Source organism: Kitasatospora sp. NPDC001540, from assembly GCF_042894345.1.
GTDB lineage: Bacteria > Actinomycetota > Actinomycetes > Streptomycetales > Streptomycetaceae > Kitasatospora > Kitasatospora phosalacinea_C.
The window spans coordinates 223,016-243,495 of sequence record NZ_JBIAVO010000001.1; the positions used below are offsets into that span (position 1 = coordinate 223,016).

General features: G+C 75.0%; 20 protein-coding genes and 1 pseudogene. 4 read left to right on the top strand and 17 right to left on the bottom strand.

Going from position 1 to position 20,480, the window contains the following annotated elements; translation table 11 throughout:
* Window positions 1-3: 3 nt before the first annotated feature.
* The gene (locus ACFY00_RS01005) at window positions 4-966 is read right to left on the bottom strand and encodes a DUF1152 domain-containing protein (protein WP_388025929.1); all 963 of its coding nucleotides are present in this window, start codon (window positions 964-966) and stop codon (window positions 4-6) included.
* A gap of 66 nt (window positions 967-1,032) precedes the next feature.
* A complete protein-coding gene (locus tag ACFY00_RS01010; RefSeq protein WP_388025931.1) occupies window positions 1,033-1,392 on the bottom strand; it encodes an arsenate reductase family protein in 360 nt (119 codons plus the stop codon).
* Between the two features lie 138 nt (window positions 1,393-1,530).
* Between ACFY00_RS01010 and ACFY00_RS01015 the strand changes: the two genes are divergently transcribed.
* Both ACFY00_RS01015 and ACFY00_RS01020 read left to right on the top strand, forming a co-directional pair.
* Window positions 1,531-2,790 carry a cytochrome P450 gene (locus ACFY00_RS01015; protein WP_388025934.1) on the top strand — a complete coding sequence of 420 codons (1,260 nt, stop codon included), beginning with the start codon at window positions 1,531-1,533 and terminating at the stop codon, window positions 2,788-2,790.
* A gap of 142 nt (window positions 2,791-2,932) precedes the next feature.
* Window positions 2,933-4,174 carry a PP2C family protein-serine/threonine phosphatase gene (locus ACFY00_RS01020; protein WP_388025937.1) on the top strand — a complete coding sequence of 414 codons (1,242 nt, stop codon included), beginning with the start codon at window positions 2,933-2,935 and terminating at the stop codon, window positions 4,172-4,174.
* A gap of 58 nt (window positions 4,175-4,232) precedes the next feature.
* Here the strand turns inward: ACFY00_RS01020 and ACFY00_RS01025 are convergent, their stop codons facing one another.
* The 6 genes from ACFY00_RS01025 to ACFY00_RS01050 form a co-directional block, all read right to left on the bottom strand.
* Window positions 4,233-5,150, bottom strand: a complete 918-nt coding sequence (locus ACFY00_RS01025) for an ABC transporter substrate-binding protein (RefSeq protein ID WP_388025940.1) — start codon at window positions 5,148-5,150, stop codon at window positions 4,233-4,235.
* A gap of 310 nt (window positions 5,151-5,460) precedes the next feature.
* A complete protein-coding gene (locus ACFY00_RS01030) occupies window positions 5,461-6,051 on the bottom strand; it encodes a hypothetical protein (protein ID WP_388025942.1) in 591 nt (196 codons plus the stop codon).
* A gap of 34 nt (window positions 6,052-6,085) precedes the next feature.
* The gene (locus ACFY00_RS01035; RefSeq protein ID WP_388025945.1) at window positions 6,086-6,583 is read right to left on the bottom strand and encodes a hypothetical protein; all 498 of its coding nucleotides are present in this window, start codon (window positions 6,581-6,583) and stop codon (window positions 6,086-6,088) included.
* Complete coding sequence (locus tag ACFY00_RS01040; RefSeq protein WP_388025947.1) at window positions 6,580-8,343, bottom strand: alpha/beta hydrolase; 1,764 nt, start codon at window positions 8,341-8,343, stop codon at window positions 6,580-6,582. Before ACFY00_RS01040 ends, ACFY00_RS01035 begins: the two co-directional genes overlap by 4 nt.
* A gap of 2 nt (window positions 8,344-8,345) precedes the next feature.
* Window positions 8,346-8,690 carry a type VII secretion target gene (locus tag ACFY00_RS01045; protein ID WP_388025949.1) on the bottom strand — a complete coding sequence of 115 codons (345 nt, stop codon included), beginning with the start codon at window positions 8,688-8,690 and terminating at the stop codon, window positions 8,346-8,348.
* A gap of 203 nt (window positions 8,691-8,893) precedes the next feature.
* Window positions 8,894-10,435: an MFS transporter gene (locus ACFY00_RS01050; protein ID WP_388025952.1), complete on the bottom strand. Its 1,542-nt coding sequence runs from the start codon at window positions 10,433-10,435 to the stop codon at window positions 8,894-8,896.
* A 125-nt stretch (window positions 10,436-10,560) separates the two neighbouring features.
* On the opposite strand from ACFY00_RS01050, the gene ACFY00_RS01055 reads away from it, so the two are divergent.
* Window positions 10,561-11,220 (top strand): TetR/AcrR family transcriptional regulator, encoded by a 660-nt coding sequence (locus ACFY00_RS01055; RefSeq protein WP_388025954.1) that lies wholly within the window; start codon window positions 10,561-10,563, stop codon window positions 11,218-11,220.
* Here the strand turns inward: ACFY00_RS01055 and ACFY00_RS01060 are convergent.
* From ACFY00_RS01060 to dacB, 9 genes and pseudogenes are all read right to left on the bottom strand, one after another.
* Window positions 11,109-11,615 carry a hypothetical protein gene (locus ACFY00_RS01060; protein ID WP_388025957.1) on the bottom strand — a complete coding sequence of 169 codons (507 nt, stop codon included), beginning with the start codon at window positions 11,613-11,615 and terminating at the stop codon, window positions 11,109-11,111. The genes ACFY00_RS01055 and ACFY00_RS01060 overlap by 112 nt on opposite strands.
* Complete coding sequence (locus ACFY00_RS01065) at window positions 11,566-12,081, bottom strand: NUDIX domain-containing protein (RefSeq protein ID WP_388025959.1); 516 nt, start codon at window positions 12,079-12,081, stop codon at window positions 11,566-11,568. The genes ACFY00_RS01060 and ACFY00_RS01065 overlap by 50 nt, the downstream gene beginning before the upstream one ends.
* A gap of 234 nt (window positions 12,082-12,315) precedes the next feature.
* The gene (locus tag ACFY00_RS01070) at window positions 12,316-12,693 is read right to left on the bottom strand and encodes a hypothetical protein (RefSeq protein ID WP_388025962.1); all 378 of its coding nucleotides are present in this window, start codon (window positions 12,691-12,693) and stop codon (window positions 12,316-12,318) included.
* 278 nt (window positions 12,694-12,971) lie between these two features.
* Window positions 12,972-13,760, bottom strand: coding sequence for an XRE family transcriptional regulator (locus tag ACFY00_RS01075; protein WP_388026595.1), 789 nt, complete (start codon window positions 13,758-13,760; stop codon window positions 12,972-12,974).
* 138 nt (window positions 13,761-13,898) lie between these two features.
* Window positions 13,899-14,462, bottom strand: a pseudogene (locus tag ACFY00_RS01080) (helix-turn-helix domain-containing protein); the annotation flags it as partial.
* Window positions 14,463-14,481: 19 nt separating this feature from the next.
* Window positions 14,482-15,948, bottom strand: a complete 1,467-nt coding sequence (locus ACFY00_RS01085; RefSeq protein ID WP_388025964.1) for a pyridoxal phosphate-dependent decarboxylase family protein — start codon at window positions 15,946-15,948, stop codon at window positions 14,482-14,484.
* A complete protein-coding gene (locus ACFY00_RS01090; protein ID WP_388025967.1) occupies window positions 15,945-17,315 on the bottom strand; it encodes an MFS transporter in 1,371 nt (456 codons plus the stop codon). Before ACFY00_RS01090 ends, ACFY00_RS01085 begins: the two co-directional genes overlap by 4 nt.
* Window positions 17,312-17,929 (bottom strand): TetR/AcrR family transcriptional regulator, encoded by a 618-nt coding sequence (locus ACFY00_RS01095; protein WP_388025969.1) that lies wholly within the window; start codon window positions 17,927-17,929, stop codon window positions 17,312-17,314. Before ACFY00_RS01095 ends, ACFY00_RS01090 begins: the two co-directional genes overlap by 4 nt.
* 131 nt (window positions 17,930-18,060) lie before the next feature.
* Window positions 18,061-19,668: a D-alanyl-D-alanine carboxypeptidase/D-alanyl-D-alanine-endopeptidase gene (gene dacB / locus ACFY00_RS01100; RefSeq protein ID WP_388025971.1), complete on the bottom strand. Its 1,608-nt coding sequence runs from the start codon at window positions 19,666-19,668 to the stop codon at window positions 18,061-18,063.
* 212 nt (window positions 19,669-19,880) lie between these two features.
* On the opposite strand from dacB, the gene ACFY00_RS01105 reads away from it, so the two are divergent.
* Window positions 19,881-20,450, top strand: coding sequence for a TetR/AcrR family transcriptional regulator (locus tag ACFY00_RS01105; RefSeq protein ID WP_388025973.1), 570 nt, complete (start codon window positions 19,881-19,883; stop codon window positions 20,448-20,450).
* Window positions 20,451-20,480 lie beyond the last annotated feature (30 nt).

Here is a 20,480-nt window from a genome sequence, read left to right on the forward strand (position 1 = left end):
GGTTCAGTGCGGGAAGGCGCGCGGCGGGCGCTGCCGGGGCAGCGCGTCCTGGAAGCGGCCGATGGCGGAGGCGACCTGGCCCAGCAGCACGGTGTTCTCCAGTCGGTCCAGGTAGAGGTGGTGGGCGGCGAGGGCTTCGACCGTGACGCCGAAGTACAGCGTCATCAGCGGGTTGATGAACAGCGCACTGTCGCGGGTGCGTTCGGTGAAGCGGACGTCGCCGAACTCGCCGCGCAGCGCCGCCGCGACCGAGCCCTGCACGATGCTCGGGTGCTCGGGGCAGTCGTCCCGGGCGTGTGCGACGGCGTCCAGGTAGAGCGCGGCCTCGGCGGAGTCGGCGGGGACGGAGAAGGCGCCGAGGTAGCCGCCCGCGCGCTGGAGCGCGGCGAGGTTCTCCAGCACCAGGCTGTGGCTGACGCCGTGGTACGCGTCGATGCCGAACCCGAGGCAGGCGACCAGGCGTTGCGGCACCCCGTGCAGCCCGGCGACCGCGGCCAGCGAGGCCATGTCCTCCTCGGGGGTGCCGAGTCCGGCCTCGTCGCCGCGCATCAGGATGTCGGTGCCGCCGTCGACCAGCAGGATCGCGTCGATGCCCAGCAGTTCGACCAGCGCCCGGTACGCGGACCGCAGCGGCTGCACCCCGGTCGGCGGGAACGCCCAGACGGTGTCCGGCAGTTGGTGCGCCCGCAGCCAGCGGGCCAGCGAGCGTTCCGGGAAGTACCGGTCGGCGGAGCGGGTGTCGGGCGTGATCCGGGCCAGCTCGGGGGCTTCCCAGACGTCCATGCCGAGGCCGTGCAGACTGCTGAACGAGGAGTTGGCGAAGTGCACTTCGCGCCCCGCCGCCCGCAGGGCGAGCGCGATCGGCAGCCCCGCGTACACGTCGAACCCGCCGCCCGCACCGGCGACCAGGATCCGTTCCGCGGCCAGCAGCCGGGTGAGCAGCGGGGGTTGCAGGAGACTCGTCACCAGCGGAAGGTAGCAGGCGGGCCGACCGGCCCGACCGGCCCGACCGGCCGGGGCGGCCCGGACGGGTCAGTGCGAGAGGACGTCCTTCAGCGCGTCCGGCGTGCGGCCGATCACGGTGTAGCCGTCGTCCGCGGTGATGATCGGCCGCTGGATCAGCTTCGGGTGCGCGGCCATCGCCTCCACCCAGCGTGCCCGGTCGGCCTCCGTCCGGCCCCAGGAGCGCAGCTCCAGCTCCTTGGCCACGGGCTCGTCCAGGCGCGCCACGTCCCACGGCTCCAGGCCCAACCGGCCCAGCACCCCGGTGAGTTCGGCGGCCGTCGGCGGCTCGTCCAGGTAGCGGCGGACGGTGTACTCCACGCCCGCCGCGTCGAGCTCGCCGAGGGCGGTGCGGCACTTGCTGCACTGCGGGTTGATCCAGATCTCCATGGCCGACCAGCCTACCCAGCCACCGCCCGCCGAGCCGCCGGCCGACCCGCCCGCGCAGCGCCGTTCCGCGCCGGAGGGGAACCCCGGCGGGCGGCCCGGCCGTTGCGGGGGCGGGAGACGATCATCGAGGGGGCAGGCATGGGCGACACCGCGGCCGCCGTTGCGGAACTGCTGGGGCCGGGCGGCCGGCGGGACCCGTACCCGCTGTACGAGCGCCTGCGCGCGGGTGGCCCGGTGGTGCGGGCGGACGGGTTCCTGGTGCTGGTGACGGGGTACGCGGAGGCCGAGGAGGTGCTGCGCGGCCCCGGCTACCGGGTCACGGACGGGGCGCTGCGGGCCGAGTCCGAGCCGGACTTCCTCGACCACCCGGGCAAGTACCTGCTCGCCCCGTCGGTCCTGCAGCGCAACACGCCCGACCACGGCCGGATGCGGTCGCTGATCGCCTCGGTGTTCACCCCGCGCCGGGTCGCCGCGCTCGCCCCGGCCGTCACCGCCGCCGTCGACGGCCTGCTCGACGACCTGGCGGAGCACGGCGCGGCCGGGCGGCCGGTCGACTTCCTGGACGCGTTCGCCTTCCGGCTGCCGGTCGGCGTGATCTGCGAACTGCTCGGCGTCCCGGCCGCGGACCGGCACCTGTTCCGGCCGCTCGCCGCCGACCTGACCGCCGTCCTGGAGACGGTGCCGGACGACGCGGAACTGGCCGCCGCAAACCGGGCCGCCGTCGAACTCTCGGCCTACTTCAAGGAGTTGGCGGCCAAGCGGCGTGCCGAGCCGCAGGACGACCTGGTCAGCGCGCTGGTGCGGACCGCCGACCGGGAGCCGAGCCGCCTCTCCGACCACGAGCTGATCGCCAACCTCGCGCTGCTGCTGGTCGCCGGGTTCGAGACCACCGGCAACCTGCTCGGCAACGCCCTGGCCCGGCTGTTCGAGCACCCGGAGGCCGCCGACGCCCTGCGCACCGGCGCCCTCGACCCGGACGCCCTGGTCGACGAGGTGCTGCGGCACGATCCGCCCGTCCAGGTGACCTCCCGGATCGCGCCCGACACCGGCACCACCCTCGCGGGCCTGCGGCTGGCCCCGCGCACCGGCGTCCTGCTGCTGCTCGGCGCCGCCAACCGCGACCCGCGCCGCTACCGCGACCCGTCCCGCTTCGACCCCTGGCGCTACCGGCCCGGCGCGGCCGACACCGCCCCCGCCGGGCGGCCGCTCAGCTTCGGCAGCGGACCGCACCACTGCCTCGGCGCCCCGCTCGCCCGCCTGGAGGCGGCCACCGCGCTGCCCGCCCTGCTGCGCCGCTTCCCGGACCTCGCCCCCGCGGGCCCGGCCGAGCGCCGCGAACGGCTGGTCCTGCGCGGCCACCGGACCTTCCCGGTCCACCCGGGCCCGCCCGCGCGGTGACGCCGCCCGCGGCGCTCCCGCGCCCGGTCGGAACGGGCCGAAGGTCCCGAACCGTCGGGACCTTCGTGGGCGGTGGCCCGGCCGGACCGCACGCGACGATGGAGGCAGTGCCGCACCCGCACCGGCCGTCGAGGAGGCCAGCATGACCGCGCCGACCGCCCCCGCCGACCGCCACCACCCGCAGTCGCGGTCCGCGGGGCACCACCGCCCCGGCCACGACCAGGCCCCGGCCCGTCCGTCCGGGAGTGTCGGTGCGTCCGGGAGTGCCGGTCCGTCCGGGAGCGCCGGCGCGTCCGGGGCCGCCGGGGCCCGCTGGGAGGCGGCGATGGCCCGGGCGCTGCGCACCCCCACCTGGGTGCGGCTGCTGCCGGTGCTGCTGCTGGTCGCCGACCTGGTCATGGAGTGGGCCGTCCCCGGCTCCGTCGCCGCGGGCTTCCTGCTGACCGTGATCCCGGTGGTGGTCGCCTTCAGCGGCGGCCGCGCGCTGGTCGCCGCCGCCACCTGCGTCACCGTCGCCCTGCAGGCGCTGCTCGCGCTGCGGGCCGGCCACCTCACCGAGCAGCACCACCTGTGGACGTACCTGGCCACCGTGCTGGCCGGCACGGTGGGCGCCGGGCTGGCCTGGCAGCGCCGCCGCCAGGCCCGCGACCTGGTCCGGGTCCGCGCCGTCGCCGACACCCTCCAGCACACCGTGCTGCGTCCCGTCCCGGCCCGCGCCGGCGGCCTGCGCACCGCGGGCCTCTACCACCCCGCGCAGGCGGACGTCGGCATCGGCGGCGACCTGTACGAGGTGTGCGAGACGGAGCACGGCACCCGGATCCTGCTCGGCGACGTCCGCGGCAAGGGGCTGGACGCCGTGCGCACCGTCGCCGACGTGCTCGGCGCGTTCCGGGTCGCCGCCCACGAGACCGCCGGACTCGGCGAGCTCGCCGACAAGCTCGACCGGCACGTGCGCCGCGGCGCCGAACAGGACGGCGACCGTGAACTGTTCGTCACCGCCGTGCTGCTCCAGCACCGCCCCGGCGCCGACGAGATCGACCTGGTCAACCGCGGCCACCTCGCCCCGCTGCTGCTGGCCCCCGGCAGTGTCGGCACCGTGCCCTGCCCCGAGGACCTCCCGTTCGGCCTCGGCCACCTCGCCCCCGGCCCCGCCGAACCGCCCGCCACCGTCCCGCTGCCGCCCGGCCGCACCCTGCTCCTGCACACCGACGGCCTCACCGAGGCCCGCGACCGCACCGGCGCCTTCTACCCGCTCGCGGCCCGCCTCACCACCCTGCCCGCCACCGACCCGGACGCCGTCGTCGCCTTCCTGGACCACGACGTCCGCCGCCACGCCGGCTCCCTGACCGACGACGTGGCGGTGCTCGCCTTCGCCACCACCTGAGCCCCGGAGCGGCCCTCGGCCCCGGCCGGGCCCGGGCCCCGCACGGCCCGCGCGCCGCCTAGGAACCGTTGGTCACCGAGTTCTGGATCGCCCCCACCGTCAACTGGTGCTCGGCCAGCACCTGGTCGTAGGTGCCGTCGGCGATCAGCCGGTTCATCGCCCGCATCAGCACGTCCCGCAGTTGCGAGTCCTCCTTGCGCAGCGCGATCCCGAACGGGCGGGGCTGCAACTGCGGGCCGCCGATCTCGAAGGCGTTGCCGTTGTCGACGGTCTGCACCGCGTACGTGGCCTTCGGGTAGTCGGTGATGTACGCGTCCGCCGGGCCCCTGAGGTTCTGGATGGCGGCGTTGTCGCTGTCGGTCTCCAGCAGGGTCAGCGCGCCCTTGCCGTTGTGCTCGCAGGCGGTCTTCTGCTTGGTCACCAGGTCGTCGTGGGTGGTGCCCTTCTTGACCGTGACGGTGTGCCCGCACAGGTGGTCGATGTCGACGATGCCCTTCGGGTTGCCCCGGTCGACGGCGATGCCGATGCCCGCCATGAAGTAGTCCACGAAGTCCACGCCCGGGTTGACCTGGGCGCCGTTCTTGTCGACGCCCTGCTCGCGCTCCCGGGTGTCGGTGATCCCCGACATCGCGACGTCGTACTTGCCGTCCAGCAGCCCCGGCAGCACGTTCGCGAACGCCCCGGCGTCCTGGAACTCCACCCGGACGCCCAGCAGCGCGCCCAGCTTCTCCGCCAGGTGCGGGTCCAGGCCGTCCGGCTCGTTGCGGTCGTTGCGGTAGACCACCGGCGCGGCCGTGAACGAGGACCCCACCGTCAGCACCCCGGACTTGCGCACCCGTTCGGGCAGCAGGGCCCGCAGGTTCGCCTCCTGGTCCGAGGACCCGTCGATCCCGACGATCCCGCACCCGCTCACCAGGAGCATCCCGCCCACGACAGCGGCGAGCGCGGCGCGCCCCCGCCCGTCCATCCGAACCATGTCGTCTCTCCCCGTGGTCGACGCGGAACACGACAAGCCCAGGGACGACGGACGGTACGGCCGCACGACCACACGGAACGTGGCATGGGTATACCGAGGAAGACCCCTCGGCCGGCCGCCGTTCCGGCTAGATCGCCCCGACTATAGCCAGCATGGTCACGACAGCCTAACGGCACCCTCCAACTACGGTCCTTCGGTCGACCCGTGACGTCCGATCAGCCCGGATCGGCCCCGATTCGTCCGCACGCCCCGTCGGGCCGCCGCGGTGCGCGGGCGGCTGCGGTGCGCGGGCATCCGCTTCAGGACCGCTTCAGGACCAGGCGGGGTCCTCGAAGGTCGGTACGGTGTCCGGCCCGCCGTCCCTGCCGGTCGGCAGCGGGCTGGGGGCGGGACCGAAGGGGGTGGTGCTGCCGGGGTCCTCCACCCAGGCGTCGGCGACCACGGTGACGTTGCCGACGGCGCCGACGGTGACGGTCACGCCGGTGCCGTCGGGGGCTGCGGCGGAGGCCTCGTCGGTGGAGTCGGCGGGGTGCAGGGTGTAGCCGCGGCCCTTCCAGTACGCCCGGACCTGCTCCAGCAGCCGGGGCTGGTGGGTGGCCGAGACCTTGGTTAACACGTAGCGCCGGAGCGTGAGTTGGGCGGTGCCGTCGTTGTCGCGGGCGGCGTTCTCGTGCGGGACGGCGCGGAACGCGTCGTCGGCCCAGCGCACGGCGGGGGTGAGGGCGCCGGTGGTGCCCTCGACCAGCTCCTGCAGCCGGGCGCGGGCGGTGTCCAGCGCGACGACCCGCCGCGCGGCCGACCCGCTGCCGGAGCCGCCGGAGCCGCCGGAGTCGCAGCCCGCCGCGCCCGGCCCCAGCACCAGCACCAGCGCCGCAACGCCGCCCGCCGCCCGCCGCCTCATCCCGAACTCCCTTTCCCGTGCGTCCCGTTCGGCACTAGACCGACCAGAACGGGTCCTGCCGCCGCGGCATGGTGTCCATCGACCCCTCGGGCCCGATCGGGACGGTGCTGGCGCCGCCGAACGGGTACGAGGTGCCGGGCGCGGACAGCCCGTCGACCCGGGCGAGCAGCGTCCCGTTCCCGGCGAAGCCGATCCTGAACTCGGCCGTCCCGTGGGGGGACTTGGCGCGCAGGACGGGCAGCACCGGGTCGTCCTCGCCGTCCACCGCCCAGCCGCGTTCGTGCCAGGCGCGGGCGAGTTGGGCGAGCAGCTCGGGGTAGCGGTGCTCGGCGACCCGGGTGAGCAGGTAGCGCCGCTTCTCCAGGTGCGCGGTGCCGTCCGGTTCGCGGGTGAAGGCGTGCTCGTGGGCGACGGCGACGTACGGGCCGTCGGCCCAGTGCACCGCGGGGGTGAGCGCGGCGGGGGCGGAGTCCAGCAGCTCGTCCACCGCGGCCCGGGCCGCGAGCAGCTCGGGCGCCAGGTCGTCGTTCATCGGTACTCCTGTCCGGACACCCGGTCGCCGTGGCCGGAGACGATCAAGGCCATGTTGCGCAGTGAGTGACCGTCCCGGCCGTCGCCCTGGTTCCAGTAGTCGGAGTGCGACTCGAAGCCGAGCGGCCCGTCCGCGACGTCGAAGCGGTGCGCCCCGAACCCGCTGCTCGCCGGGTCCTGGCCGAACCACAGCTCGTGGGGGTCGTCGTGCCCGGCGATCCGGTCCCCGAGGAAGCCGCCCGCCACCGCGCCGAGCGGACCGGCCAGCACGCCGCCGATGCCCGCGCCGATGCCGATGCCCTTGGCCGCCTCGTGGCTGGGCAGGTGCGAGACCGGGTCGTGCTCGGCGGCGCCGACCCACACGTGGCCCGCGCCGACGCCCAGTTGGGAGGCCTGCTGGGCGCCGGTGCCGGGGGAGCCGACCAGGACGATGTCGTCCGCGGGGATGCCGCCGGGACGCTGCGCGGCCTGGCCGACGGTGAACGAGCCGTACGAGTGCCCGAGCGCGGTCAGGTGGGCGGGCGCTCCCTCGTGCGAGGCGCGCAGGCCCTGCAGGAAGCCCTGGTAGGCCGCGCCGCCCTGCTTGGCGCGTTCGTCCCCGGCCACCGCGAACATGTCGGGGGCGATGCCCTTGATCTGCGGGGTGTCGTAGCCCAGCCAGGCGATCGAGGCGGTGGAGCGGCTCGGGTCGAGGTCGTGCGCGGCCTGCCACAGGTCGCGGGCCCGGTTGGCGTCGCCGCCCCCCATGTTCTTGACCTCGGTGTTGAGGCCCGGCACGTACGCGACCACGTCGTCCGCGGTGTCCGGGTTGCCGTAGGCGATGGCGGCCCGGCCCTGGCCCTGGTCGCCGATCAGCATCAGGTAGGCGGGCGGCTGCTTGCCCTGGTCCTCGCGCAGGCGGCCCTGGATCGCCCGGAAGCCCTCCAGCTTCTTCGCGTCCCACTCGGAGAGGTCCCGGCGGGAGGAGAGGTCGGCGACCATCCGGTCCAGGACGATCCGGTTGGCCTGGTCGCGGGCGGGCGTCGGCATGCCGTCGCGGTTGCCGAGCTCGGCGGGGTACGCCCGCAGCAGGCGCTGCTGCTCGTCCGGCGGCAGGGCCTTCCACCAGGCGTTGACCTCGGTCGGCGGGGCGTCCGGGCCGGGCATGCCCGCGCGGACCAGGTCCTCGGCGCCGCCGAAGGGGTCGAGGGCGGCGAGGAGGGCGCTGTTCAGCCGCATCGCACCGGTGCCGGGGTCGAGTCCGGCGCCGGTGCGGGCGTCGTCGGTGTACCGGCGCAGGCGCTGCGCGGTGACCTGGTCGGCGTGCGCGGCCTCGGCGAGGGCGTCGGCGATCTGGTCGCGCAGCTCGGCGCCCTGCCGGGCGCGGTCGGGCGCGTCGGGGTCGTGGCGCTCGGCGGCGCCGGGCGGCGGCCAGGAGACCCTGCCGTCGTCGGCGACGGCGAAGCCGTGCGCGTCGGCGTCGGCGAGCGCGGCCCGGAGCTTGGAGCGGGCCAGCAGGAACGCCTCGGCGCCCTCCCGCAGGACGGGGGCGATCCGGGCCAGTTCCAGGTGCGCGGCGGTGAGCCTGCCGGTGGTGCGGGCCAGCGACTCCCGGGCGCGGTCGGCCGCGGTGCCGCTCCAGCCGGAGGCGCTCACCCGGCCGTCGACGCCGCTGCGCCAGGTGTCGGCGTGTCCGGCGAAGGCGGCGGCCAGCGCGGCGTACGCGTCGGCGGCGGTGAACAGCCGGTGCGGGTCGGCGTCGCGCAGGGTGGGGACGTCCACGCTCACCGCCCCGTCAGGCCGCGGGCCGCGTCCTGCTCGGCGCGGCGGTAGTTGGCCGCGGTCTGCCGCAGGTTGCCGCCCTGCCGGTCCATCTCGGCGGAGAGGCCGTCCAGCAGCCGCTTCCACTCGTCGGTGCAGGCGTCCAGTTCGCTGCCGGTGGTCCAGCCGGGTAACCCGGCCTCGGCCTCGTCGGAGGCGCCCAGCACGCGCGCCGTCCCGTCCGGCACCTGCTCGGCGACGGCGCCCGCGGTCTGTGCGGCCCCGTCCAACTCGTCCGGCTCCACCCGGAACCCGCCGCCACCGCCGCCGCTTCCCCCGCCGCCGCCGTCCGGCCCCACGCTCAGCACGCCATCCCCCACCACCGGTGTCGGTCCGACCACTTGAGCGCGCCATGCTAGCGAACGCACCGGCCGCGGCCACCCGGGTTCACCACATTCGCACCCGCGTCCGCCCGACCGTCGCTTGCCCGTCCCTTTGGCGCCGCTTTACCGGATCCGGCGCTCCGTGCACCAGGCCACCCCGTTTCCGCAGCAAGCGGGCCGACGTCGCGTCAGCTCGCCCCGGACAGCGACGGGGACGGGACGGGCGCGGCCGCGGGCGCCGGGGCGGCGGGCCGCAGCAGCAGGGCGACCAGGACGGCGGTGACGGCCAGGGTCGCGGAGCCGCAGCGCAGGGCGAGGTGCAGGGCGTCGACGAACGAGGCGTCGACGAACGAGGGGACGGGTGGGGCCGCGGTGCCGGCGGCGGGGGCGTGGCCGGTGAGCGCGGCGACCGCGTGCGACACCCCGTCGGCGGGCAGGCCCCGCCGGTGCAGGGCGGCGGTGAGGTTGCCGGTCAGCCGGGCGGTCAGGACGGCGCCGAGCACCGCGATGCCGAGCACGCCGCCGAGTTCGCGCAGCGTGTTGATGGTGGCGGAGGCCATCCCGGTCCGCGCCGGGGCGACCCGCTGCAGCACCGCGATCGACACCGGCGTGAAGGTCAGCCCCATGCCGCCGCCGAGCAGCACCAGCGTCCACCCGTACGACCAGTAGTGCGCCTGCCCGGAGTACAGCGACAGCCCGCCCAGGCCGACCGCGCACAGCGCGATGCCCAGCACCAGCGGCGTCCGCGCCCCGTGCCGGGCGGTCAGCCGGCCGGACAGCGGGGCCGCGAACACGATCACGGCGCTCATCGGCAGCCCCGCGTACCCGGCGTCGGTCGGCGCCCAGCCCATCACGCCCTGCAGCATCAGCGGCAGGAAGAACATCGCGCCGAACATCCCGAAGCTCACCATCAGCCCGCTCAGCAGCGCCCCCGCCAGCACCCGGTCGCGGAACAGCCGCAGCTCCAGCATCGGTTCGGCGACCCGCAGTTCGACCAGCACGAAGAGCGCCAGCAGCACCGCCGCGGCCGCCCCGCAGGCCAGCACCCGGGCGTCCGTCCAGCCGCGGCCCGGGCCCTCGACCAGGGCGTACACCAGCGCGCCCAGCCCGCCCGCGGACAGCAGCAGGCCCAGCAGGTCCACCCGCCGCTCGCGCGGCGCGACCTCCGGCAGCACCCGGTACGCCAGCACCAGGGCGACCAGCCCGACCGGGACGTTGATCCAGAACACGCTGGCCCAGCCGAACGCGTCCACCATCGGGCCGCCGACCACCGGACCGACCGACAGGCCCAGCGCCGAGACGCCCGACCACAGGCCGATCGCCCGGGCCCGCTCCTTCTCGTCGGTGAACACCTGCCGCAGGATCGCCAGGCTGCCCGGCGTCAGCAGCGCCGCGCCCACGCCCTGCAGCATCCGGGCCGCGACCAGCGCGCCGGTGCCGCCCGCGAGGGCGGCCGCCGCCGAGCCCAGGGTGAACAGCGCCAGGCCGATCCGGTAGACCCGGGTGCGGCCGTGGCGGTCGCCGAGGGTGCCGCCGGTGAGCAGCAGGGCCGCGTAGACCAGGCTGTAGCCCTCGGCGACCCACTGCAGTCCGCTGATGCCCGCGTCCAGGTCGCGGCCGATCCGGGGCAGGGCGATGTTCACGACGACGTTGTCGAGCATCGCCATGAACATCGTGAGGCAGAGCGTGGCCAGCGCCTGCCACCTGTGCCGGTCGTTCCTGGTGTCCACCGTTCCCCCTCGGGGCGCGCCGAGCGGCCCCTAACAGTGTTAGGGGCTGCGATTGCGCACCCAGCATCGCCCTAACGGTGTTAGATTGCAAGCGCGAACCGCCCCGCCGCCCCCCAGGAGCACCCGTGGCCCAGCCCCCCTCGCGCACCCTCACCCGCGAGTGCATCGCCGCCGCCGCCCTGCGCGTCCTCGAACGCGAGGGCCTGGCCGGACTCTCCATGCGCAAGGTCGCCGCCGAGGTCGGCGCCCAGGCCGCCTCGCTCTACTGGCACGTCCGCAACAAGGAGGAGATCCTCGACCTGCTGGGCGACGCGATCATCGCCGACGCCGAGGTCCCGCCCCGCACCGGCGACTGGCGCACGCAGTACCTGGAGTACGGCCGCCGCTACCGCGCCCTGCTGCTCGCCAAGCGCGACGCCGCCAAGGTCGTCGCCGGACGCCTCACCACCGGCCCCCGCGTCCTCGCCGTCCTGGAGGACCAGCTCGACCGGCTGCGCGAGGCCGGATTCACCGACGCCGACGCCGCGATGGCCTCCTACCTGCTCTCCGCCTACGTCCAGGGCTTCGTCCTGCAGGAGCAGTCCCCGCTCTCCGCCACCGAGGCCGCCGGCGCGGGCCGCGGCCGGGCCGCCCGCGAGGCGGGCGACCTCTTCCGCGCCCTCCCCGCCGAGGACTACCCCAACCTCGTCGCCCTCGCCGACGACCTCACCGACCCCGACATGGACACCCGCTTCGAGTTCGGCCTCCAACGCATCGCCGACGGCCTGGCGGCCCTGCTCAACTGAGGAGCCCGGCCAGGGGGTCGGGAACAACGGCGGGGTGCGCGATCAGGGGCCCGGGGGCGGCTCGGTCCGTGCTGCGCAGTGGCCCCGTCGGGCGCCCGGTTCCCCTCGGGCGGCGGCACGTCTCCGGGCGCGTCCTTCACGCAGTGCACGGTCATGTCCACCGTCCCGGCTTGCGGCACGGCGTCGATCTGCTTGGTGCACAGCCCTTTGCCACCGGGCTGCGCGAGGTCGTCCTGCCACGAGTCCGCTTCGGTGGCCACCGGCACCGTCTCGGTCACCAGGTCGGGCACCTGCTCCCGCAGTGCCGCGATCACCACCTCTGTCCGTGCGAGGGCGAGCGGCGAACTACGGGTGCCGATCCGCAGCGTCCTGGCGGGGCACTCGGCCGCCGTCATGGCGGGCCGCCCTTTCGGTTCGGGTCTCTTGATAGGCAACGTTTCCGGGCCAGTGGAGGGGCGTCCGGATCCGGGCGGCGACCGAGGGGTGGAGCAGTCGGCGGGCGTCATCCGGACCGGCCCAGCGCCATGCCACCAACTCCCTTGGTTGCAAAACGATTTGATCGGTGTCGGCGCTGCTGAGCATCGGCCCGGCCCACAGGAACACGATCCGGTCCCGGGCGCCCTCGCGGCGGGCCTGCACCCACTCGACGCCGAGCAGGTCATCGGCCAACAGGTCGAGTTTCAGGCCGAGTTCTTCCCGGGCCTCCCGGCGAACGGTGTCGAGCGGGGATTCCCCCACCTCCACCACGCCGCCGGGAAGGCGCCATGTCCCGACCCCGGCCGCCTGCACGATCAGCAGGCGCGACGCGGGGTCGGTGCACAACACGTAGGACGTCACCGGGTGTCCGGGTGCTCTGTTCATCTCACTCCCTCGGATCGAACGGACACGTCCGCCTCGGCCGGAGAGGTGGCAACGGCCGGAGCGGGAGTCGGGAGCGCGTTGCGCCGCGCCGGGTGCACCCTTCCTGCCGGGATCCAGACCGGCGGGGTCCCGAAGTGCGGGAGGCGCTCCGGAGGATCAGGTGCCGTCGGCCGCAGTGCGGCGCCACCAGTGCGAACCCGAGCACCAGCACGCCCGTCACCAGCGTCACCCGGGTCATTCCGGCTCCGTCTCGGGCACCACCACCACCACCGGCACGTCCGCGACCATGCGGTACGACCGGTGGCCCGGGTGGCGCATCATGTGCACGAACGCCCAACCTTGCACCTGGGCAAGGTCGTTGAGTTCGACGGGGACGGTCACGCACCGGGTGCCGTCCGCGGCCTCGCCCTGGCACGCCAGGGTGTAGGTCGGCGGCTCGACGTCGCTGCCGGTGTCCGGAACCAGCTTGGCCAGGGGGACGGTCACGCGCCGGGTGCCGTCCTCGGCCTCGCCCTGGCGGGCCAGGGCGTAGGTCGGCGGCTCGACGTCGCTGCCGGTGCCCGGAGCCAGTACGGCCAGGATGCCGGGTCGTGCCGGAGCCGTGCCCGTCACGCCGCCGACTCCGACCGGTGCGGGCACTTCGGCCGGGGGCACCGGCACACGGGCCAGCCGATCGATCGCCGAGCACCGACCCGTGCGCTGATCTCGGGGTCGTAGTCGTCCAGCGGGGCGCGGCCGACCGCCTGTGCCTCCGTCGGCCGCTGTCGGCGTGCCTGTTCGAGCGAGTAGAGCATGTGCTGCCTCCCTGAGCCGTGCGAACTGTTCGGGGAGACTGTGCGACTGGTGACTACCCGTCAGCCACGGGTTAGCCGCAGGGGGTAGCCAGGTCGCTACGCCGCTTCGACCTCTGCCAGCAGCAGCCGCAAGGTCAGGGACTGCTTGTCCGCGGGAAGGGCGTCGAGTGCGGCACGGGCGTACGCCACACCACCCGTTCGGTCTCCTGCCTGTGCGAGCATCAGCCCGCGGTGCAGCTCCAGGTGCGTGGCGAATCGCGGCAAAGCCGCGGGCAGCAACGCCCGCGCCTGCTCCTGCGCGTGTTCGGCCCGCTTCTCTTCACCGAGCCGCGCGAGCAGCAGGGACGAGAAGACGTTCATTCGCCACTCGGGGACCGCGTAGTCCGACTGCGCGTTCGCCGGTGAGGCGACTCGCTCGAACACCCGCCATCCGTCGTCGTTGAGCTGCAATGCCGCCCGGCGGTCGCCCCGAAGTGCGGCAGCATGAGCCTTCCCCATGACGGCGTTGAGCCGGCCCAGGGACGGGCGCGAGTCAATTGCCAATGCCTGATCGGCGAGCCTCTCCGCAATGGCCAAGGACGCCCCTTCGTAGCCGAGGGCAATAGCGGCGCGCCCTCGCACCCACACCCGCGTGTCCCGATCCCCGGACCGGTCAGCGGCGGTCGCGGCCATGCCGTACCAGGTCGTTGTCCTGGCGGCGTCGCTGCCGGGAAAGGTCTTGGCGAACAGCACGGACAGCCGCGCCGCCACCTCCCACATGCGTGGGCCTTCGATCTGCTGTTGCAGAACCACCATGTCCGCGGCAAGTCGGCGCTGAATCTCCTCGGCGCCGGACGACATGTAGTCCTGGCCGTAGACGTGCAGCCGTCCCTGCCAGTCGTCCACCGACGGACCACCGTGGAGAGCGGCAGCGAACCCGTGGGACAGCAGATCCGCGGTGGCCGCGGGCGCTATGGCGGTGGCGGCAACGGTCGTTAGGAAAGATCGCCTGATCACGTCCGCACTCTCCAAGGCATGTAGAGGCACTTCCAAGGCGGTAGCCAAGTGTGGTAGCCAACGCGGGCCGGGCTTTCGCCCCTGGTAGCCGTTCTCCCACCGGGAGATCAGCTGCCGCGTCATTGTCGCGCAGTCCCCCAACTCGTTCAGACGCGCCGCCAGTTGGTCCTGAGACATGCCCAGTCCACGGCGCAACTCCTCAATCAAACTCCCGACCGCCGTCGTCATGACCGGCAGCCTACGCCGGACCGGCTGCGGAGTCCGTTGGTCGATCTCCCCGGACGGCTGGCTGTCACCTACGCCGATTCGGCGCCCCCCGCACGGCTGCTCACCGCCACTACGACAGCCGGTGCCGGTGCCGCTACGGCATGGCTCACTCGGCGGTGAACCCTTGGCCGACTGCACGGGGGCCCGGGGAACTCTTCGGCAGACGAGCATGCACGACCAGGGGCTCGGGGAACGGCGAGTCCGTGCTGCCGGCGGCCGGAGCCCATCGAAGGTCCGTGCTGCTTCGGGCCGTGGTGACGGAACCCGAAGCCACCGCACGCACCGGAAGTGCACCGTGAGCAGCCCCGGGCCCGCCGTTCTCATCGGGCCCGGGAAACCCCCGTCACGCCCCCAGGTACGGGCTGTACAGCGCCGACAGGAACCGCGTCGCGAGCTGGTCGCGCAGGTGCGGCGGCAGCGCGTCGAGCAGCCGGTTGACGCCCGCCATGCGGGTGGTGGCCTCGGGGGAGAGGTCGAGCCCGGTGGCCGGGAGCAGGGCGGCGAAGGTCGCGTCGTCCAGGGTGGTGAGGTCGAGCCCGTCGAGCAGGGCGAGGATCTCGGTGGGCGGGGCGACCGGTCCGCGGGCGCGGACCGCGTCGACGCTCTCGCGCAGCGCGCCGAGCAGCGCCTCGACGCCCTCCCCGCTGACGCCGGTGAGCGTGACGTGCAGGCTGGCGGGCAGGCCGCCGACGCTCAGCTGGGGTTGCAGGAAGAAGCCGCGGGCCCGCGACTCGTCGGCCAACTCCCAGAGGTCGAGCGGGTGTTCGCCCTCGGTGCCGATCGCGACCAGCGTCGCGTCGGGGGAGCCGAGCACCCGCAGCCCGTCGATCGCCCCGACACCCGCGACCAGCCGCCGGGTCGCGGCCAGCGCCGCGCGCCCCAACTCCCGGTAGCCGTCCGCCCCGAGGGCCTGCAGGGTGGCCCAGGCGCCGGCCAGCGGTCCGGCGCCCTTGCTGCTCTGGACGGTGGAGTTGACCACCGGGTAGCCGGGCCACTTCGCGCAGGCGAAGTACGCGGCCAGCCGCATCGACTGGTCGCGGAAGAGCAGCACGGACGCCCCCTTGGGCGCGTACCCGAACTTGTGCAGGTCGCAGGAGAGCGAGGTGACGCCGGGCACCGACAGGTCGAACGGCGGCACCTCGGCCCCGGCCTCGGCCAGCCAGGGCAGCAGCCAGCCGCCGACGCAGGCGTCCACGTGGCAGGGCAGTCCGCGCGCGGCCGCCGCCGCGGCGATCTCCGCGACCGGGTCGACCACGCCGTGCGCGTACGAGGGCGCCGAGGCGACCACCAGGACCGTCCGTTCGGTGCAGGCCGCGGCCATCGCCTCCGGCACGGCCCGGAAGGTCGCCGGGTCGACCGGCACCGCGACGACCTTCACCTTCAGGTACGTCCCGGCCTTGAAGAACGCGGCGTGCGCCGTCGCGGGCACCACGATCTCGGGGTCGGCGACCTCGGGCCGGGCGTCCCGGGCGGCCTTGACCGCGAGCAGGATCGACTCGGTGCCGCCGCTGGTGAAGATGCCGGGCGTGCGCTCGTCCCCGCCGAGCCGGGCGGCGACCGCGCCGACCACCCGCCGCTCCAGCGCGACGATGCTGGGGAAGGCCGTCGGGTCGAGCCCGTTGACCTCCAGCATGGCCAGGTACGCGCCCTCCGCGGCGGCCCGCACCTCGGGCCGCCCGGCGTCGTAGGTGTATGCGGTGGTGCGGCCGCCGCGGGTGGGCAGGTCGGCGGCGGTGAGCGCGCGCAGCTCGGCGAGCAGCTCCCCGGCGGGGCGCCCGGCGTCCGGGAGGAAGGTCTGACGGTCGGTCACGAGGGTTCTCCAGCGAGCGGGTCGACGACAACGGCGGGGGCGGGGGCGGGGGCGGCGGCCCGGCGGCGCCCGTACGCGCGCAGGGCGGGCAGCGAGGCCAGCATCAGCAGGGCCGGGACGAGGCTGAAGCCGAGCAGGACGCCCGCCCGGGCGGCGGGACTCTGCGCGACGGGGTGGTCGGTGGTGGAGGAGACGAACCCGGCGGCGGCCAGCGCCAGCGAGAACAGCCCGGGCCCGGCGGCCATCCCGGCCGTCTCGCCCGCCGTCCACAGCCCGGTGAACGCCCCGGACTGCAGCCGCCCGGTGCGGGCCGCGTCCGCGTGCACGGTGTCCGGCAGCAGCGACAGCGGCAGCACCTGCAGCGCCGCGTACGCCACGCCCAGCAGCGCGCACAGCGCCAGCACCGCCCCGACGCGCACCGCGCCCGTCCCGGCGGCGGGCCACAGCGCGGCGGAGGCCGCCGCGAACACCGCGGTCGCCACGCCCAGGCAGCGCAGCCGCCCCCACCGGGCCGCGGCCCGGCCCCACAGCGGTACCGCGACGGCGCTCGGCGCCACCAGGCAGACGAACAGCACCGAGGTCAGCCCGTACCCGCCCAGCCAGTACGCGGCGGTGTACGGGGCGGCGGCCAGCATGATCGCCACCGCGGCGGCCTGCAGCACGAAGGCGCCCAGCAGCGCGAAGAACGCCCGGTTGCCGCGCGCGGTGCGCAGCGCCGCCCGCAGCCCGAGCGGCTCCGGCCCGGGCCGGGCGGGCACCCGGCGGGCGCCCAGCGCGGGCACCAGCAGCGTCGCCAGCAGCAGGACGGCGACCACCACCGCCATCACCGCGTACCCGCGCCGCCCCTGTCCGGCCAGCGACACCAGCGCGGGGGCGAGGCCGCCCGCGACCAGGATGCCGACGGTCAGGCAGACGATCCGCCACACCGTGATCCGGGTGCGCACCTCGGGCCGGTCCGACATCTCGGCGGGCAGCGCCACGTACGGCACCTGGAACAGCGCGAAGGCGCTGGACGCCAGCACGAAGGTGACCGCGACCCAGGCGGCGGCGCCGGAGCCGGTCAGCGGGGAGAGGAACATCGCGGCGAACGCGACCGGCAGCGCCAGCGCCCCGGCCAGCAGGATCCGGCCGCGGCGGCCGGTGCGCAGCGCCTCCCGGTCGCTGGCGGCGCCGACGGTCGGGTTGAACAGCGCGTCCCAGGCCTTGGGCAGCGCCACCACCAGGCCCGCGACCCCGGCGGGCACGCCCAGCGCGTCGGTCATGAAGTACAGCAGCAGCAGGCCGGGGACGGTGGAGTGGATGCCCGTCCCGATCGAGCCGATCGCGTACCCGGCGAGCTGCCGTCTGCCTATCTCCCCGCCGCTCACCGCCCGCCCCCGATCCCCAGCTCGCGCAGCACCAGGCCGTGCAGGTGCTCCCGGAACCGCGGCACCTGGGCGCGGATCATCGACCGGCAGAAGCCGTGCACCGTCCACAGCACCGTCCAGACCGCCAACTCGGCGCGCTCCGGGGACACTTCGGGCAGCGCGGCGGCCAGCGCGTCGCGCACCGACTCCAGCAGCGGCCGGGCGTACCGCTCCTCCAGCCCGGCGAACTCGGCGGCGTCCGCCAGCCAGCGGCGCATCCACAGCGCCGGGACGTGCGGCTGCTCCAGGCAGAAGTCCAGGTACCGGTCGGCGAAGGCGACCGCCGCCCCCGCCGGGTCCGTCCCCGCCCGGGCCGCGAAGGCCTCCAACGCCCGTGCCACCGCGGATCGTTCGGCCTCGTGCGCCCGCCGCATCACCTCGCGGTACAGGTCGGCCTTCCCGCCGACGTGGTACGCGACGGTGGCGACGTTCAGCCCGGCGGCGGCCGCGATGGTCCGGGTGGTGGTGCCGTCGTACCCGTGCTCGGCGAACAGCTCGGTGGCGGCCGCGACGATCCGCTCCCGGCTCAGGTCGGCCTGGCTCGGGGGCGGGGACGAGGACGGTGGCTCGGTCATGGCGGGGAGCGTACGCGCGGCGCCCTCGTCAATCAACCGTTTGATTGATGACGGCTCCATTACATCCGCAGCGTCCGAAAATCCGGACGGCCCCGCCGCGCAACGCGGCGGGGCCGTGGGGGAGAGGGGGATCAGCAGTGCGAGACGGCCTCGCAGTCCTCCCAGCGGGTGCCGGTGTAGGTGCCGCCGTCGCCCGCGGCCGGGACGGTCAGCGACCGGGCCTTCTGCTGGGTGGTGGCGGTGGCGGTGGCCGGGCCGGTGGCCAGGCGGACGGCGATCGCGTCCAGGACCGGGCGGGGGCTGGTGCCCGCGTAGTCGTTGATCAGGACGGCGAAGACCAGGCGGCGGCCGTCCGGCGCGGTGGCGTAGCCGACCAGGTTGTCGACGCCGCCCATCGAGCCGCTCTTGGCGTGCACGTTGTTCTCGGCCTTGGTGCCGCGCATCCGGGCGGCCAGCGTGCCGCCGACCAGCCGGGTCGGGTTGCCCGCCACCGGCAGCGCGTCGTACCAGGCGCCGAACCAGGGCTTGTTCTGGGCGAGTTCGAGCAGTCCGGCCATCTTGGCGGGGGTGATCAGGTCGTAGCGGGAGAGGCCGGAGCCGTCGACCTGCCGCCCGGCGGGGGTGCTCAGGCCGTTGGCCTTCAGGAAGTTCTGCACCTGGGCGACACCGGTGGCCCAGTCGCCGCGACCGCCCTTGACCTTGCCGATCTCCTTGGTCAGGTGCTCGGCCATGCCGTTGTTGCTGAGCTTGAGCATCGGGACGATCAACTGGGCCAGGGTCTGCGACCGGTGCGACACCAGCGGCTGCGAGGCCTCCGCCCCGCTCGCCGCCTGCACGCCCCGCACCACGTTCACGCCGTGCCGGGCCAGCGCGCCCGCGAACACCTTGCCCGCGTACGTCGACGGGTCCTCGACCGTCACCCACGAGGTGACCGGCGCGGCCCCCGCCGCGATGCTGCCCGACAGCGCCAACTCGTTGCTGCCGCGCCGCCGGTCGACGCCCACGGACGAGGCGCTGCCCGCCGCGCCGGTGGTGACCTTCCCGGTGAACGCCATCGGCGCCTGCGCCGGGTCCAGGGTGACCTTCGCGGCCTCCCCGGCCGCGCCCGGCGCGACCGTCACCCGCACGGTGTCCATCAGGTACTCGGGGTCGTTGGCGACGGTCAGCCCGGATATCTGCGGGCTGTACGAGTACGGCTCGTCGTCCCAGGCCCAGCCGGGCCCCAGCGGCGTCGAGTCGTACCGGCTGCCGTCGGCCAGCACCCGGCCGGTGACGGTGGTGACCCCGGACGCGGCGACCTGCGCGGCCAGGTCGTCGAGGTCCGCGGCCAGCAGGGTCGGATCGCCGCCGCCGCGCAGCACCAGGTCGCCGGCCACGGTGTCGCCGGAGCGGCTGCCGGTGCTGCGCACCTCGGTGGTGAACCGGTAGTCCGCGCCGAGCAGGTCGAGCGCCGCGGCCGAGGTCACCGTCTTCAGGGTGGACGCCGGGGTGAGCAGCGCCTGCGGCTGCCGCGCGTACAGCACCTGCCCGGTGGCGGCGTCCAGCACCTCGACGCCGGTCTGGGCGTTGGCCAGCCGGGCGTCGGCCAGTAGCGCGTCGAGGTCGGCGGTGAGCGTGGCGTCGGCCGGTGCCGGGTCGTCGGCCTGTGCCGAACCGGCGAGCAGGGAGACGGCCAGGACCGCGGCCGCGAGCGGGAGGCTGCGGCGGTGCAGGCGGGGGCGGGGCGTGGGTCCGGGCAAGGGAGCTCCAGGGTGCGGATCGGCCGGGGCACGCGTCGTCCGCGCCCCCGTTTTGCCATGGACATTACCATTTGACGGGGTATCAGCCGATTCCCGGGTGCGCTCCGCGCCCCTCCCCGTACACGCGCCACCGCGCCGAAAGGTTGTCTCCGCGGGCCCCGATAAACTCGGCAGCCAGGCGAGGACCACACGACGGCACGGGGACGGGCAACATGGCAGCGCACGCAGGGCTGACGGTCGAACGCATCACCCGCGCCGCCGCCGAACTCGCCGACCGCGTCGGCATCGAGAAGGTCACCGTCTCCGCCCTGGCCCGGGAGTTCGGCGTCAAGGACGCCAGCTTCTACTCGCACGTCAAGAACCTGCGGGAGATCCGCACCCGGGTCGCCCTCCTCGCCTCCGACGAGATGAACCAGGTCCTCGCCGTCGCCATCGCCGGCCGCTCCGGCGCGGAGGCGCTCACCGCCTTCGCCGACGCCTACCGCGACTACGCCCTGGCCCACCCCGGCCGCTACGCCGCCACCCAACTCCCCCTGGACCAGGCCGACTTCGCCGACACCGCAGTCCTCGCCCGGAGCGTCGAACTCACCTACGCGGTCATGCGCCACTACCGCCTCGACGAGCCCGCCCTCACCGACGCCGCCCGCCTCCTGCGCAGCACCTTCCACGGCTTCGTCACCATCGAGGCCGCGGGCGGCTTCCACCACCCCCGCGCCGCCGCCGACTCCTGGCAGCGCATCACCACCGGCCTCCACCACCTCCTCGCCACCTGGCCCGCCTGACCCCGAGCGGGCCGGGCCCGAACCGCGGTG

Bases quoted from the DNA above. Each gene is read 5' to 3' on its own strand.
- ACFY00_RS01010 (WP_388025931.1), bottom strand. From the start codon at position 1,392: ATGGAGATCTGGATCAACCCGCAGTGCAGCAAGTGCCGCACCGCCCTC.
- ACFY00_RS01015 (WP_388025934.1), top strand. From the start codon at position 1,531: ATGGGCGACACCGCGGCCGCCGTTGCGGAACTGCTGGGGCCGGGCGGC.
- ACFY00_RS01020 (WP_388025937.1), top strand. From the start codon at position 2,933: ATGACCGCGCCGACCGCCCCCGCCGACCGCCACCACCCGCAGTCGCGG.
- ACFY00_RS01025 (WP_388025940.1), bottom strand. From the start codon at position 5,150: ATGGTTCGGATGGACGGGCGGGGGCGCGCCGCGCTCGCCGCTGTCGTG.
- ACFY00_RS01030 (WP_388025942.1), bottom strand. From the start codon at position 6,051: ATGAGGCGGCGGGCGGCGGGCGGCGTTGCGGCGCTGGTGCTGGTGCTG.
- ACFY00_RS01035 (WP_388025945.1), bottom strand. From the start codon at position 6,583: ATGAACGACGACCTGGCGCCCGAGCTGCTCGCGGCCCGGGCCGCGGTG.
- ACFY00_RS01060 (WP_388025957.1), bottom strand. From the start codon at position 11,615: ATGACGGCGGCCGAGTGCCCCGCCAGGACGCTGCGGATCGGCACCCGT.
- ACFY00_RS01065 (WP_388025959.1), bottom strand. From the start codon at position 12,081: ATGAACAGAGCACCCGGACACCCGGTGACGTCCTACGTGTTGTGCACC.
- ACFY00_RS01095 (WP_388025969.1), bottom strand. From the start codon at position 17,929: ATGACCGAGCCACCGTCCTCGTCCCCGCCCCCGAGCCAGGCCGACCTG.
- ACFY00_RS01105 (WP_388025973.1), top strand. From the start codon at position 19,881: ATGGCAGCGCACGCAGGGCTGACGGTCGAACGCATCACCCGCGCCGCC.